This window comes from Thalassobacterium maritimum (assembly GCF_031127805.1).
GTDB lineage: Bacteria > Verrucomicrobiota > Verrucomicrobiia > Opitutales > Coraliomargaritaceae > Thalassobacterium > Thalassobacterium maritimum.
The window spans coordinates 36,413-50,182 of record NZ_JARXHW010000005.1 but is presented as its reverse complement, the minus strand read 5'-3'; the positions used below and the strand labels follow the sequence as shown (position 1 = coordinate 50,182).

13 protein-coding genes and 1 pseudogene are annotated in these 13,770 nt (G+C 54.2%); 5 read left to right on the top strand and 9 right to left on the bottom strand.

The window, feature by feature from the left end; genetic code table 11:
• Positions 1-14 precede the first annotated feature (14 nt).
• Positions 15-143: pseudogene (locus tag QEH52_RS03595) on the top strand (putative quinol monooxygenase); the annotation flags it as partial.
• A gap of 6 nt (positions 144-149) precedes the next feature.
• On the opposite strand, the gene sufU reads toward QEH52_RS03595, so the two are convergent.
• Positions 150-602: a Fe-S cluster assembly sulfur transfer protein SufU gene (gene sufU, locus QEH52_RS03590; RefSeq protein ID WP_308948676.1), complete on the bottom strand. Its 453-nt coding sequence runs from the start codon at positions 600-602 to the stop codon at positions 150-152.
• A 78-nt stretch (positions 603-680) separates the two neighbouring features.
• The gene (locus QEH52_RS03585; protein WP_308948675.1) at positions 681-2,687 is read right to left on the bottom strand and encodes a thioredoxin domain-containing protein; all 2,007 of its coding nucleotides are present in this window, start codon (positions 2,685-2,687) and stop codon (positions 681-683) included.
• Positions 2,688-2,879: 192 nt separating this feature from the next.
• Here QEH52_RS03585 and mutL point away from each other — a divergent pair, with 192 nt between their 5' ends.
• The 3 genes from mutL to QEH52_RS03570 all read left to right on the top strand — a co-directional run bounded on the left by mutL (position 2,880) and on the right by QEH52_RS03570 (position 7,061).
• Positions 2,880-4,796, top strand: a complete 1,917-nt coding sequence (gene mutL / locus QEH52_RS03580) for a DNA mismatch repair endonuclease MutL (protein ID WP_308948674.1) — start codon at positions 2,880-2,882, stop codon at positions 4,794-4,796.
• Positions 4,797-4,799: 3 nt separating this feature from the next.
• On the top strand, positions 4,800-6,095 hold the full coding sequence (locus tag QEH52_RS03575) for an amidase family protein (protein ID WP_308948672.1): 1,296 nt from the start codon (positions 4,800-4,802) through the stop codon (positions 6,093-6,095).
• Positions 6,096-6,206: 111 nt separating this feature from the next.
• Complete coding sequence (locus QEH52_RS03570; protein WP_308948671.1) at positions 6,207-7,061, top strand: LOG family protein; 855 nt, start codon at positions 6,207-6,209, stop codon at positions 7,059-7,061.
• On the opposite strand, the gene QEH52_RS03565 is transcribed toward QEH52_RS03570, so the two are convergent.
• The 7 genes from QEH52_RS03565 to rpmH all read right to left on the bottom strand — a co-directional run bounded on the left by QEH52_RS03565 (position 7,058) and on the right by rpmH (position 12,218).
• Positions 7,058-8,044, bottom strand: a complete 987-nt coding sequence (locus QEH52_RS03565) for a KpsF/GutQ family sugar-phosphate isomerase (protein ID WP_308948669.1) — start codon at positions 8,042-8,044, stop codon at positions 7,058-7,060. The genes QEH52_RS03570 and QEH52_RS03565 overlap by 4 nt on opposite strands.
• A gap of 257 nt (positions 8,045-8,301) precedes the next feature.
• On the bottom strand, positions 8,302-8,556 hold the full coding sequence (locus tag QEH52_RS03560; protein WP_308948668.1) for a hypothetical protein: 255 nt from the start codon (positions 8,554-8,556) through the stop codon (positions 8,302-8,304).
• 94 nt (positions 8,557-8,650) lie between these two features.
• Positions 8,651-9,403 carry a YebC/PmpR family DNA-binding transcriptional regulator gene (locus tag QEH52_RS03555; protein WP_308948667.1) on the bottom strand — a complete coding sequence of 251 codons (753 nt, stop codon included), beginning with the start codon at positions 9,401-9,403 and terminating at the stop codon, positions 8,651-8,653.
• Between the two features lie 50 nt (positions 9,404-9,453).
• Complete coding sequence (gene yidC, locus QEH52_RS03550) at positions 9,454-11,298, bottom strand: membrane protein insertase YidC (protein ID WP_308948666.1); 1,845 nt, start codon at positions 11,296-11,298, stop codon at positions 9,454-9,456.
• Positions 11,291-11,629 carry a membrane protein insertion efficiency factor YidD gene (gene yidD, locus QEH52_RS03545; protein ID WP_308948769.1) on the bottom strand — a complete coding sequence of 113 codons (339 nt, stop codon included), beginning with the start codon at positions 11,627-11,629 and terminating at the stop codon, positions 11,291-11,293. The genes yidC and yidD overlap by 8 nt, the downstream gene beginning before the upstream one ends.
• A complete protein-coding gene (rnpA, locus tag QEH52_RS03540; RefSeq protein ID WP_308948664.1) occupies positions 11,629-11,964 on the bottom strand; it encodes a ribonuclease P protein component in 336 nt (111 codons plus the stop codon). The genes yidD and rnpA overlap by 1 nt, the downstream gene beginning before the upstream one ends.
• Positions 11,965-12,083: 119 nt before the next feature.
• On the bottom strand, positions 12,084-12,218 hold the full coding sequence (gene rpmH, locus QEH52_RS03535) for a 50S ribosomal protein L34 (protein ID WP_308948662.1): 135 nt from the start codon (positions 12,216-12,218) through the stop codon (positions 12,084-12,086).
• A 253-nt stretch (positions 12,219-12,471) separates the two neighbouring features.
• On the opposite strand from rpmH, the gene QEH52_RS03530 reads away from it, so the two are divergent.
• Positions 12,472-13,623 carry a type II secretion system F family protein gene (locus tag QEH52_RS03530; RefSeq protein ID WP_308948661.1) on the top strand — a complete coding sequence of 384 codons (1,152 nt, stop codon included), beginning with the start codon at positions 12,472-12,474 and terminating at the stop codon, positions 13,621-13,623.
• The last annotated feature ends 147 nt before the right edge of the window (positions 13,624-13,770 follow it).

The window sequence follows — 13,770 nt, the reverse complement described above, 5'->3', positions numbered from 1 at the left end:
TTAGCAATATACTTATGTCATCACAAAAACTCACCATCGTAGCCAACATTCACGCCAAGGCCGACAAAATCGACCTCGTCCAAGCAGAACTGATCAAGCTGATCGAGCCGACGCGCGCGGAAGAAGGCTGCATCACTTACAACAGCTGACTATTCCGAGCTCGCTTCAGTTTCATTACGAAGCGCAGCTTGATAGGTATGCCAGGGAAGGGTCGCACACTTGATACGTGCGGGAAATTGACGCACGCCCGCGAGCGATGCGAGCTCGCCCGCTGTTTCTAAACTCGGGCTCTCGTCTGTATTGGTATCCAAGATACGGCTGACTCCCTCGCGAAGCGACTCCCCCTCTGCGAGGCTCTGGCCCTGTAAGGCATCTGTCATCATCGAAGCGCTGGCCTTACAAATGGCACAGCAGGCTGCTTCGAATTGAATGGCTTCGATACGATCGTCTACGATGCGCAAAAATACTGTAATCTTATCACCGCAAAGTGGATTGTAGCCTTCGGCATGATGCGTCGCCTCGGCAAGCGCACCGTAATGACGTGGGCGCTTGTTATGATCTAGAATGATCGACTGATAGAGCTCGTGGAGATCGTCGGACATTTTAAAGAATTAGAAATTTAACAGTTGAGGTCGGAGCCCCGCTTTACGTGGAACTCCAACTCATTGAATACGAATTCGCTAAATTGAAGCAATTGCTTTGGCAAGGTCCTCAGTCGGTGCGAAGCAGCGCGTGCCGATGCAGACTTGAATCTGTTGGGCCGGTAAGTCGGTGCTTTGCTGGATAAAGCAGCGGCGCCAAGACTGCGCGGCGAGGCCATCGCGCAAGGCAGATAGATCCACGCCTAGGCCGACTTTGACCACAACGATGCCGACCTGCTGCGTCGCTGCGGCTTCGAGACCGTGCGCCACGCCTGCGGCAACTTTGCGCGCGTAATCAGCGAAGGCCGGCAAGGTGAGTTCGAATTCCGAGGCATAGCGGGCATCACCGGTGAGTGCATAGAGCCCACTCAAGGCATGCAACATCACAGAGTTACCAGAAGGGGTGGCATTATCAAACCACTCTTTACGGCGAGCCACGGGCGTCTCGGTCCGCTCAGCGGTAAAATAATAACCGACCGAATGTGGGTCTGCAAAATCTTGCAAAGCCTGATCTATGCAAGCTTGTGCACGAGCCTGATAGAGGCCCGAAACTCCAGGCTCAATCCAGTCGATTTTGGACGCCAGCGCCAGGCAAGCTTCAGCCAACAGCGCATAATCGTGCAAGAAGCCATCCACTTGTGCGCCGCCGTTTGCATAATAAACTGCTTTGAGCTGAATGCCCTCATCGTTTTCTGTGACCAGTGCGTCCCACAAGAAGTCAGCGGCTTGACGTGCACGCTGCAGCCACTCGGGCCGATTAAAATAAAAACCGGCATCCACCAGCGCACGAATCAACATACCATTCCAGGCGGTGCTCACTTTGCTATCCCGGCCTGGCGCCACGCGTTCGGCTTCACGATGCTCGCGTAGCTGGCGGCGGGCATCGGCTAATTTTTCGCGCACAGCAAAATCGGGCTCGGCCAGTGCGGGATTGCTGTTGCCATGCTCAAAATTGCCCTCCGCGGTAATATTATATGCGGCGCGCACTTCGCGCGCCAGCGAGGGGCCCAGCACGGAATCGACCTGCTCCGGCGTCCAGACATAGTAGCGCCCCTCTTCACCCTCGCTATCGGCATCGAGGGCGGCGCAAAAACCTCCGTCGGGCGAGGACATTTCACGTTCGAGCCAGCCGACAGTTTCCTCCACCACTGCGGCGTAGAGGGGATCTTGGCTGTCCAGCCAGCCGCGCGTGTAAGCATCGAGTAGCAATGCATTATCGTAGAGCATCTTCTCGAAGTGCGGAATCAGCCAGTGCGCATCCACACTGTAACGCGCAAAACCGCCGCCAAACTGATCAAAGAGCCCCCCATGCGCCATCGCGCGCAAGGTGATCCCGCAAATGTCGTCGATCCGCTGCGCGAGCTCGGGCTCAGCCTGTGATCGTAGGGCTCGCAAGAAATTGAGCGACATCGAAGGTGGGAATTTAGGTGCGCCGCCGAAGCCGCCGTATTGATCGTCGTGATTGCCGCAGATGCCCACGGCTGCTTCGATCAACAGTTCAGGGTTCCAGCCCCCAGATGCACCGCCGGTGCTAGAGGCTTGAGTGCCTGCCAAGATGTTTTTCTGAATGGCGTCGGCATTTTCAATCAACTCGTCCTTGGAGCGCTTATAAAAGTCGGCAATTCGCATGCACATCTGAGGCCAAGGGATGAGCCCCTGCCCGCGATCTTCAGGCGGGAAGTAAGTGCCCCCAAAGAAAGGCCGCCCATCGGGCAAACAAAATACATTGAGCGGCCAGCCCCCCTGCTGCTGGATCATTTGCACCGCTTCCATATACACTTGATCCACATCAGGGCGCTCCTCGCGGTCGACCTTTACGCAGATGAAATGCTTATTCATAATGCCAGCGATGTACTCATCTTCAAAAGATTCGTGCGCCATCACGTGGCACCAGTGACAAGCCGAATAGCCGATAGAAACCAGCAAGGGCTTCCCCGACTCCTCGGCAGCCTTCAGGGCTTCCTCGCCCCAAGGATACCAATCCACTGGGTTGGAAGCATGTTGTTGTAAATAAAGGCTGCTTTCGTCTGCAAGGCGGTTTGACATAGCGTTGTTTGTAAAGAGGTTAAGAAAACAGACCCCATGACCACGCCAGCGAAGCACGGCGCGGCCATTTGAATGGGTCGCATCTATTGTTAGTGTAAGCCATGCTCCAAAACCACAAGTCCGGATTTACTTATTAAGAAATTGCTTTGCAGCTGCCGCACAGTGCTTCAAAAGAGTAAGCCCTCTTTAACTATGTCAACGATCCGCATACTATCCGACCGAGTCGCTAACCAAATCGCCGCAGGCGAAGTGATTGAGCGCCCAGTCGCCGTGGTCAAGGAACTGGTGGAAAACAGTATCGACGCCGGAGCCACTCGGATCGAAGTCGAATTCCGAAATGGCGGCAAATCCTACATTCGCATCGAAGACAATGGTAAGGGTATGAGCCCCGACGAAGCACTTCTGTCACTGGAGCGACATGCTACCAGTAAGATCCGTGAGGCGGTCGACCTAAACGAGGTATCGAGCTTCGGCTTTCGGGGCGAAGCCCTGCCCTCTATCGCGTCGGTCTCACGTTTCACTCTGCGCACCCGCGCCGAAGGCTGGGAACACGGCACCGAGATCAAAATCAATGGCGGCAAGTTATTGGACAAAAAGGCCTGCGGGATGCCTGTGGGCACTGTAATCGAAGTGGCTCAATTGTTTAATTCCGTGCCCGCTCGGCGGAAGTTCTTAAAAACTGACCCCACTGAGACCGCACACATCACCTACAACACTAGGCTCTTTGCGGTGGCGCATCCCCAAGTCGCCTTCCGTGTGCTGGAAGGAGGCCGCACCGTCTTTCAATCCCCCGCCTGTGAAAATCTGCGCGACCGCATCGCCGAAATCTGGGGACGCAGCTTGGCCGACGATTTACTGCCAGTCGATGTAAGCGATCCTAAGACAGGCTACCGCCTAACGGGGCTGACTGCCAAACCCGGTGTGGGACGCTCCACCCGGCGCGAACTGGTCACACTGGTCAACCGTCGTCCTGTCGATAGTCGTACCCTCGGTTTTGCGGTATTGGACGCGTATCACGGCCGCATTCAAAAAGGACGCTACCCACCCGCATTTTTGTTTTTAGAAATTCAGCCCCAGGAAGTGGATGTCAATGTACACCCCGCCAAGCGCGAAGTTCGCTTCCGCAACGATGGCGCGATCCGCCGCTTTGTGCTCGGCGCCATTACCGAAACATTAGTCGCCGCCACAGAGGCGCAACGCCCGCAGCTCGAAGGCACGGCCATTGAAGCCGAAGCCCCATGTAATGCGGTCGACGCGGTCGACTCCGTCGAGCTCAAGACACCGTCCCCGGCAACCACGCCCTCCGAAGTGGTGGAATCCTTCCAATCCACCGCCCCCCAACCGAAAGCGAAGCCTGCAGCCAAAGCAGAGCCACGGCGTACGCCCGCACCGGGCATCACACCAGCGCCCCAAGCGACCGCTCAATCCGCGCCCAAAGCACAAGCGGCGCCCCTCGCAACTCGCCCTTCCACAGCGGCGGCCAAAGCAGCCACAGCGGCCACAGCGGCCACAGCGACCAGCACGCAATCTAGTCCGACCTGGCGCCTGATTACTGTATTAAAAAAGCAATACGGCCTCTTTGACACCCCGCGCGGGCTGGTCATGCTACATTTACGGCATGCCGATCAACGCGTGCGCTTCGAGCGCATACTTGAAAGTTACAAAGAGAGCGCACCGCCGAGCCAAGGCCTGTTGATCCCACATCCCGTCGAGTTGGAGCCCTTAGCTTCAGAAGCACTTTTAGCGCATCTCGATTTAGTCAATGCACAAGGCTTTCACATCGAAGAATTTGGCCGTCACTTCTATCGCATCGAGGCCGTGCCAGCATGGCTGGAGCCGGAACAAGCGGAAGGCTTCGTGCGCGACATGGTGGATCTTCTGCGCCAACGCGGGGGCTCGCGCAAGCAAAGCGAATTAGTCTGGGAGGCAGTCGCCAAACTAGCAGTGCAGGGCAGCTACCGCCGCAGCGACAGCATGAGTGAAGCGGGCGTGCAACAACTCGCCGAAGCTCTACTACACTGCGACACCCCACACACCTCCCCTTTCGGAAAACCGACCTTTAGTGAGATCAGTTGGAGCGAATGGGAGCGCCGCTTCGGCAAAGACTAAACCATGCCTGACACTCAAAACAGTTTCGCGCATTGGCAACAACTCGCACAAGACAAGCCCGAACAAATGGCTGCGCAGTTTATCGAGAACTGTGAGTCACTCCCGCCCGAGACGCGACGCGCACTGATTGCTGCCACTCCCGACCAAGACAGCCTGACTCAGAACATCAAAGCCGCATGCGCTCAAGAAGATGCACCGCTACGCGGAGTGCCCTACCTACTGCAAGATCTCTTCGATGTAGAAGAACTGCCCACTCGCTGTGGCGCCCCCTTTCAAGACCCTTTCGAAGCGCCACTCGAAGACGGCAGCCTGCTCCATCACAAATTAAAAAGCCTCGGAGCCAGCCTACTGGGCAAGACCGTCCCCAGTGAATTTGGTGTCGACCCACGCGGTCGCAACTTGAGCTTTGGCGACTGTCCCCACGCCGATGGCCTGCGCTATATCTGCGGAGGCGGTGCCGGCGCCTGCGCCCATGCGGTCAGCGCCGGCTGGGCTCCGATCGCCTTCGGCCTCGACAGCGCTGCTGGCATTCGCATACCCGCCGCATTTCATGGCTTGTTTGGCTTTAGAATGGCGAATAACGACTACGCTCGTGAAGGCGTCTTTCCCATCATCCCCTCGCTAGAGTCCGTGGGCTGGATGACCGCTCAACTGGAGGACTTACAAACTAGCATTGAAGCCCTCTTTCCGAGCTTGACCGCGAGCACCACTGAAGCCCCGCACGGCTATTTACTAAACGATCCAAGCATCCCATTGGATGCCGACCTCAAGGCCAACATGATGGAGCTCACGCGCCACCTCGACGTGGATGACAATCCAGAGCCCAACAGGGCCCTGTGCCGCAGCTTTAAAGAGTCTGGCGAAGCCTTCGCCACCATTGAATCCCGCGAGCTCTACGCGATCCATCAATACTGGATAGAAGAATATCGGACACGCTACCCCGAGCATTTACTGCGACGCATCGAAGCCGGGCAAATCTGCACGGCGGAAAAAGCTGAGCAAGCCACGGCCATCCAACAAAAAATTCGCGAAACGATGTCAGATTTTTTTAATCGCTATGACTATTTGATCCTACCGATTAGCCCGCAACCGACTCCAGATCGAGCCAATTGGAGTGGACAGATCAGCAACGAGCTCAACCGCCTAAACGCGCCTGCCAGCCTGACTTTCTTGCCAGCACTGATATTGCCCTTCCCTTGTGATGAAGGCCGTCACAGCGCGCTACAACTGCTACTGAACCCGCGTAAACTCCATCTCTGCGCAAAGATTTTACAACAGGTCAGAGGCTTCTACGGTTAAACCTCCGAACGGAACAGCAAAAGATTGCTTCATAGTTGCCACGCAATGGGCGACAAATAGACTCCCTTTTCACTAACGCCCCTCACATTAACAAAGCTAATTTACAAACATATGACGCTCCCCCGTGAATGCTCCCGCGATGAATGGCCACTCAAAGCCTACAAGAATCTTGATTTTTTAAATAGCGATCCCGCGCGCAACATCCGTGTGCTCTGCGAAATGACCGAACCGGGCCTGCGCTTTGCGGAACAAGATGTCAAAGACACGATCGTGCTTTTCGGCTCCGCGCGCACCAAGCCGCTACAACTCGCGGAGCAGCAACTCGCCACGGTGCAAGCACGGATCCAAGATCCGGAAAATATGAGCCTCGAAGAAAGGCGCAGTCTCCACCAAGCCAAATGTGCCGTGCAGGCCGCGCCCTATCATCAGGCCGCGATAGATCTTTCAGAGTCGCTGACCAAATGGTCGATGAGCCTACCAGGAGAGCACCAAGATCGCTTTCTAATCTGCTCGGGAGGTGGACCGGGCATCATGGAAGCCGCCAACCTCGGTGCTCACAACGTAGGCGGCAAGTCGGTCGGTCTGGGGATCAGCCTCCCCTTCGAGCAAGGCGTCAACGAGTACATTCCTGAAGAACTCAAATTCGAATTCCACTACTTTTTTGTGCGCAAATATTGGTTTATGTTAATGGCTAAAGCCTTAATTGCCTTCCCTGGAGGCTTCGGCACCATGGACGAACTCTTCGAAACGCTTACACTCGTCCAGACGAAGAAAGTCGAGAAGCTGCCACCGATCGTATTGTTCGGCAGCGAGTTTTGGAACGATGTGCTTAACTTCGACGCATTCGTGAAATGGGGCACCATTTCGCCAGAAGACGTCCACCTGTTTAAAATTATTGATTCTGTCGAAGAGGCACACGACTACATCGTAAAATGCCTGACTGAACGCTTTCTAACAGTCAGCTAGGAAAAGCTAGGCTGGTAGACGTCGTGCAGACGTAGCAGGCCGACACATTTACCATCCTGCGGATCCACCACTGGCAGCACAGAGATTTGTGAAGGGCGGTCTTCCATCACTCGAACCGCCTCACCGAGGCTCATGCCGAGGTGTGTAGAAATCGGCCCGGCAGTCATGCAATCGCCCACTTTCTTGGCCAGAATATCGCCCTCAGCAGATAGAATCCGGCGAATATCGCCATCGGTAATAATTCCTTCCAATACACCGGCGGGCGAAACTACACATGCGGCACCAAAAGGTGCCTGGGTCATACGAATCACGACCTCGCGCAGGGTTTCATCCGCTTGCGCGCAAGCGACGCGCTCGACGGGATGCATGACTTCACGCACAGTCATTAATAAATTGCGCCCCAACTGACCGCCTGGGTGAAAAGTGGCAAACTGCTCTGCAGTGAAATCGCGCGCCTTAACCAATGCGGCCGCCAAGGCATCGCCGATCGCGAGGCTGACAGTGGAGCTGGATGTCGGCATTAAATTCAGCGGATCGGCCTCCTTCTCGACGCTAGCATCGATCACCACATCGGCCGCCTCCGCGATCGGCGAATCCGTATTTCCCACAATCGCGATCACCGGAGATTTGAATTTGCGAAAGAAGGGCAGCAGACGTAAAACCTCAGCAGTGCTTCCGCTCTTCGAAAGCACAACTGTAGGATCACCAGGTTGATAGACGCCCAGGTCACCATGAATCGCTTCGGCTGCGTGTAAAAAGACGGAGGGCGTGCCGCTACTGGAAAACGTAGCGGCCAGCTTCGCACCGATGTGCCCCGATTTGCCGATCCCGCAGATCACCAGCTTTGTCGGTGCAGACAAAATAATATCAACGGCGGCGGCAAATGAAGCGTCAAGCCGTGCGGCCGCCATCTCAATGGCGGTGGCTTCTGCACGCATCGCCTCGCGGCCAGTTTCCAAGCTATGCTGTTCTAAATCGGACATCTTTTAAGCCTAGCTGCTTTGGCTTAAATCGGCCACTCAAAAATTCAGACTGCCCACGAAAGCTGCGTCCCTGCACATAAAAAAAGCCGCCTCCACAGGAGACGGCTGAATCAATTTTTCAACTACACGAACGGGACGCGGCATGTTGGCTGTCAACAAGCTAGCAGCCGCAGCCGAACAGGCGAACAACCCTAGCAGGGAACAGCCCTAGCAGCTGAACAGCCCTAGCAGCTGAACAGCCCTAGCAGGCGATTGGCCTAGTAGTCTTGCAGAGTAATAAGGCCCCAAAGGAGTGTCACCTTATCACCACTAAAATTCTTACGGCTGTAGAGCTCGTCAGTGCTCACCGCGAAGGTTGCGACACCAGCGTTCTCATAAGACTCTCTCTCGATAGACGCGATCCCGAGAAGGTTTGCTTCCTTAGGTGCCATCTGAGCAGTGCCACCATCGCAGCCAGTAAATGCCAGAGCGGCCAATGAAAGAGACAGAAGAGCGAGGATCTTGATACGCATTTTTATTTGTGGGGTTTGAATTAAAGTTAAATAGAGCCTGAGCGCAGTCTCAGCGCTTGGCAAGTGGTTTTTAGTGGTGGATGCGGGTATTCAATTACGCATCGTCATCGCCCAATAAATCGGCTGCGATGTCCATATTCGAATGCACGGCTTTGACATCCTCCAAATCGTCGAGTTTCTCGATCAAGTGAAGCACCTTACGAGCCGTATCTTTATCTTCGATGGGCACTAGAATATTAGGCACGTAAGCCAACTCGGACGACTCGGTCTCGATCTCTTGATCGCTGAGTGCTTGCGAGAGAGTATCGTATTCCGACATAGGGCAGATCACTTCGAAGTGAGTGCCTTCGTTCTTAATGTCCTCGGCACCGGCTTCCAGCGCTAGGTCCATCAAGGCTTCTTCGCTGATCTTAGTGGAGTCGATGATGACTTGGCCTTTGCGATCGAACTGAAACGCAACAGCACCCACCCCCGCGAGGTTGCCCCCATTTTTAGTCATGGTGCTGCGCACCTCCGAAGCGGAGCGGTTTTTGTTATCGGTGGTGATTTCCACGATAATACCAACGCCCCCCGCGCCATAACCTTCGTAAACAAGTTCTTCGTAGACGATGCCGGGCAACTCACCAGTGCCCTTTTTGATGGCGCGCTCCACATTATCCGAAGGCATGTTGGCTGCTTTCGCTTTTGCGATCACGGTGCGCAGGCGTGGGTTCATCGCTGGATCGCCGCCGCCGTCGCGTGCTGCGAGTGTGAGATCCTTACTGATCACACTAAAGATTTTACCGCGCTTCGCATCGGCTGCGCCCTTGGCGCGTTTAATTGTGGCCCATTTACTGTGTCCTGACATAGCTTATAGAAAGTTGAATTTTGTGTATTTGGAAAGAGGAAAATTAACGCTTATTTGCGTTTCGCCTTAGTGCGCGGGGCGCCTCCTGGACCTTTGGACTTAGCACCGGCAGTCGCGACTGCGGGCTTCAAATCTTCGTCGGGGCGGCTGTTAATGATCTTTTGCTGCACGATAGTGAGTATATTTTGCACCGTCCAGTAAACCACCAGACCAGAGGCGAAATTGTAGAGAAAGATCAAAAATACGAAGGGCAGGAACTTAAAGATCTTTTGCTGCATCGGATCCGCAGTGGGCGAGACAGGCATCATGCTCATTTGCAAATACATCGTCACCCCCATGATCATGGGCAAAATATTGATCGGGAAGCCTCCGATTTCGAACTGAGTGTCGGGCAGCGAGAGGTCACTGACCCAAAGGAAAGGCTCGTGGCGCAACTCGGAAGCGGTGCGCAACATGTAAAACAGACCGAGGAAAATCGGCATCTGAATGATCATGGGCAAGCAACCTGCCACCGGATTGACCTGGTGCTCCTTGAAGAGCTTGAGTGTCTCTTGCTGAATTTTCTGAGGATTGTCCTTATACTTCTCCTTCATTTCGGCCATCGGGCCTTGAATCTTAGCCATGCGCTTCTGCGACTTGCTGGCCTTAGCCGTGAGTGGCCAGAACAGCGTTTTGATGCATACAGTCATGATCACGATCGACCAACCCCAACTAGGAACAACCGAGTGGATGGCATACATAAAGGAGAGCAGCAGCTTACTAAAGAAGCCGAAGAAACCGAACTGCATGACGAGGTCCTGCTGATTGCCCAAGGCCTGTAGGCGCTTGAACTCCTTAGGCCCGATAAAGAACTGAAAGTCCAAGGTCTTCGACTCGCCAGGAGCCAAAGTGCCGACTTGATAACCTACACTGCCAGAGATGCCCTGATGGCTAGCCGTTTCGTCGCCCCCCTCAATTGCGGGCACTTTGTAGATATACAGATCATCACCCACGGTGTCGGAAGAAAGCACACTGGCAAAGAACTGGTTTTTAACCGAAGCCCACTCCACGCGATCCGCGATTTCCATCTGATCCGTTGGCTGACTAGAGCCGATGCCGAGCACACCATTGCCCCCTTTAAGTTTGGTGATCGGCACAAAATCAGCGTCTTCACCATTATAGTGCCCGACATTCAAGTAGTTCGCACTTTGCTTGCCCTCGGTAATCGTCCGGGCAGTGCCTAGATTAAAGTAAATGGTGCGAGGATTGATTGCGGCACCCGACTGATTTACAAATACAGTACTATGCTCGATCGCATAAGGCTCCGCATCGGAGCCTGTAGGCGCGATACGATAGCTACGACGGATGAGCATGCCTTCGCCTTGATCCAGCACAAATGTGATCGAATCCGCAGTCTGCTGCTCCACGCGGTAATCGAGCGCAAACTCCCGCATACTTTCGTCGCTCGCCTGATAGCTTAAGCTCAGGGCAGGCAAATACCCCCCTTGATTAAAGACGTAGTCATCACGCTCGCCGCGCTTGGTTTGCAGAAAATCAACCGTCTTAATCGCTCCCCCACGCGTCGTGAAGACCGCCTCAATGAATTCATTAGCCAAACGGACCGTCTGTTCCTCAGCCAGCGGCGCCCCAGACAAAGCAGGCACGGAATCCACTTGTTGAAATAGGTCAGTGACCGCAGCCGCACCCAGTTTCGCCTGATCGGGCTGCCAGTTCGCATCCGCAGCCACAAGTTCGGCATCCGCGGGAGTGGTGGACTGCCCGGCGGGGGCCTCCAAAGTTTCCGCCTGTTGCAACTGCTCAATGCGCTGCTGTTCGATTTGCTGGCTCTGCCAAAACATGAAGCCGATGCCGGCCGCAATACAGACAACGCCTAAAATTGTGTTCTTTTTATCCATCTGAATGAGTATTGAAAGGAGGTGAAATGTCGTGTTCGGGCTCGCTATTCAAGCCCGGAACGGGATCAAATCCGCCTGGGTGCCAAGGGTGGCAACGCACAATACGACGCAGTCCCAACCATGAGCCATAGAAAAAACCATGACGCAAGAGCGCATCACGGGTATAACAGGAACAGGTAGGTTGAAAGCGACAGCCGCAGGAAGTGCCAAATAAAATTTGTTTCAGCGGCGAAAACACTAACTGGTACACTCGCACCAGAGCGGCCGCTACGCGCGAGAGCAAGGAGGGCTGCGCACAGAACAAGCGCTGGATCTGTTTCGCCCAAGACATCATTTGGCGACGTGCTTCTTATGAATCGTGCGGCAGGCACGTAATAAACGCGCTTCCAAATCGTCAAAACTATGACGATCAAAATGATTGCGCAGCACGATCACCAACTCACTACCGGCGGGCAGTTCGCTCGCGTGCTGACGAAATAGTTCGCGAAAAATACGTTTTCCGTAGTTCCGCTTCACGGCGTTGCCTACGCGACGACTCGCAATAATTCCGAGTCGAGGAGGCGTAGCTAACTCGCTCACGTGGCATTGGAAAATAAAAGGTCCGCAGTGGATACGATGACCCAAACTGCGGACTTCTAAAAATTCGCGTGGCTTACGTAAGCGCATTGAAACCGGGATTCCCATGGTCTCTGATAATACGCTCGCGATGATTTAACCACTCAAGGCCCAAGCCCCATCAACCACAAGGATCAACAGATCAAGATGACCTTTATACGACTAGACCACTATGCGGCTAGACGATGACGGCCCTTAGCGCGGCGCGCAGCCAAGACCTTGCGGCCAGAGTGTGTTGCATTACGTGCGCGGAAGCCGAATTTGCGAGCGCGACGAAGTTTGGAAGGTCGATATGTTGGTTTCATAAGAAAGTGCCTCTAAATGGGAAAAGCGGGAGAGAAAAACCTCTGCCCTCGCCACTGTCAAGGCGCGATCTCAGAGATTTATCGTCAAAATCACCAGAATGGAGTCACAACCACGCCCCAAACCAAGCGTTGAAGCGAGGAGAATTCGTTAATTTTCAGCAAAAACAGCTCAGCCCACGCCAAGGACTTGCATCTGAAGAACGATTTAGGAATGATCTAGCAAACAACACTCACATAGATCGACCCCACGCACATGGCTACACTCAACTCGAAGGCGAATACCACCTCTACCAAGAAGAAAAAAAGCTTCGCCGAAGGCCAACGACTCGCCAAACAAAAGTCATACGAAAAGCAAGCGAAGCGCAAGAAGATCAAGCTCATGGAGTTAACGATCTTCACACAACAGCTCGCAGCCATGCTGGAAGCTGGCCTACCGCTGGTAGGCGCACTGGAAGCGCTCGAAGAACAAACAGAGAATCCCGTCTTCCAAATCATCATTCGCAACGTTAAAAATGACGTATCCGCAGGCCGCGCCTTCTCCGAGGCCTGCTCGAGCTATCCTCGCGCCTTCCCCAACCTTTTCGTCTCCATGGTCGAAGCTGGTGAAGCCAGCGGCAGTCTAGCTGAAATCCTAGAAAAGACCTCCAGCTACTTCGAAGAGACGGTTAAACTCATCAAGCAAGTCAAAGGGGCCCTCGTCTACCCCGCAGTCGTCATCAGTTTAGCAATCATCCTAGTGAACGTGCTATTGGTCTTCGTGATCCCCGTCTTCGCTGACATGTTCAGCGACTTTGATGCCGAACTCCCCAAGCCCACACAGTTCCTAATTGGGCTCAGTAACTTTCTAAAGTCTTACATTCTACTCATCATCGCGGGCATAGCTGGCGCGGTCTGGCTCATTAAACGCTTCGTCGCGACACCTAAGGGTAAAAAAGCCTCCGATAAATTCATCTTAAAAATACCTGTCATCGGTGAACTCATGCGCAAAGTCAGCCTATCGCGCTTTTGCCGCACCTACGCCATCCTAATGCGCTCGGGCGTGCCGATCTTAAAGACCTTGGACATTGTCTCGGCAGCAGCTGGCAACACTTTCATCCAAACCGCCTGTAAGAACATATCCCGCCACATCAGCGAGGGTGGCCAAGTTTCCGACGTGGTCGCCAACGACCCCTACTTTCCCCCGATGGTGAAACACATGAGCCGCGCAGGCGAACAAACCGGTAACGTCGACGGCATGCTAGTCAAAGTCGCCGACTTCTACGATGCGGAAGTCGACACCTTAGTCAAAGCACTCACCTCTTTAATGGAGCCCTTATTGATCACCTTCCTCGGGGTCGTAATCGGCGGCATCGTGATGGCCATGTTCTTACCCATCTTCCAGCTCTCCAGCGTCGCCGGCGGCTAACCCCAAAAGGATCACACCCGCCCAGCGCATTCAGCGAACTTGTATCAATTTTCATCAGAAGCTCGCTCCTTTAATATCAATTCAAAAAAAGTTCGGCCCTAATTATATATCTTTTATGACCTCGGTTCTCGGAACCGGGGCGATGCC

What these genes read in the sequence shown, in the direction of transcription:
- sufU (WP_308948676.1), bottom strand. Translation starts at nt 602, where the DNA reads ATGTCCGACGATCTCCACGAGCTCTATCAGTCGATCATTCTAGATCAT.
- QEH52_RS03585 (WP_308948675.1), bottom strand. Translation starts at nt 2,687, where the DNA reads ATGTCAAACCGCCTTGCAGACGAAAGCAGCCTTTATTTACAACAACAT.
- mutL (WP_308948674.1), top strand. Translation starts at nt 2,880, where the DNA reads ATGTCAACGATCCGCATACTATCCGACCGAGTCGCTAACCAAATCGCC.
- QEH52_RS03575 (WP_308948672.1), top strand. Translation starts at nt 4,800, where the DNA reads ATGCCTGACACTCAAAACAGTTTCGCGCATTGGCAACAACTCGCACAA.
- QEH52_RS03570 (WP_308948671.1), top strand. Translation starts at nt 6,207, where the DNA reads ATGACGCTCCCCCGTGAATGCTCCCGCGATGAATGGCCACTCAAAGCC.
- QEH52_RS03565 (WP_308948669.1), bottom strand. Translation starts at nt 8,044, where the DNA reads ATGTCCGATTTAGAACAGCATAGCTTGGAAACTGGCCGCGAGGCGATG.
- QEH52_RS03560 (WP_308948668.1), bottom strand. Translation starts at nt 8,556, where the DNA reads ATGCGTATCAAGATCCTCGCTCTTCTGTCTCTTTCATTGGCCGCTCTG.
- QEH52_RS03555 (WP_308948667.1), bottom strand. Translation starts at nt 9,403, where the DNA reads ATGTCAGGACACAGTAAATGGGCCACAATTAAACGCGCCAAGGGCGCA.
- yidC (WP_308948666.1), bottom strand. Translation starts at nt 11,298, where the DNA reads ATGGATAAAAAGAACACAATTTTAGGCGTTGTCTGTATTGCGGCCGGC.
- yidD (WP_308948769.1), bottom strand. Translation starts at nt 11,629, where the DNA reads ATGTCTTGGGCGAAACAGATCCAGCGCTTGTTCTGTGCGCAGCCCTCC.
- rnpA (WP_308948664.1), bottom strand. Translation starts at nt 11,964, where the DNA reads ATGCGCTTACGTAAGCCACGCGAATTTTTAGAAGTCCGCAGTTTGGGT.
- rpmH (WP_308948662.1), bottom strand. Translation starts at nt 12,218, where the DNA reads ATGAAACCAACATATCGACCTTCCAAACTTCGTCGCGCTCGCAAATTC.
- QEH52_RS03530 (WP_308948661.1), top strand. Translation starts at nt 12,472, where the DNA reads ATGGCTACACTCAACTCGAAGGCGAATACCACCTCTACCAAGAAGAAA.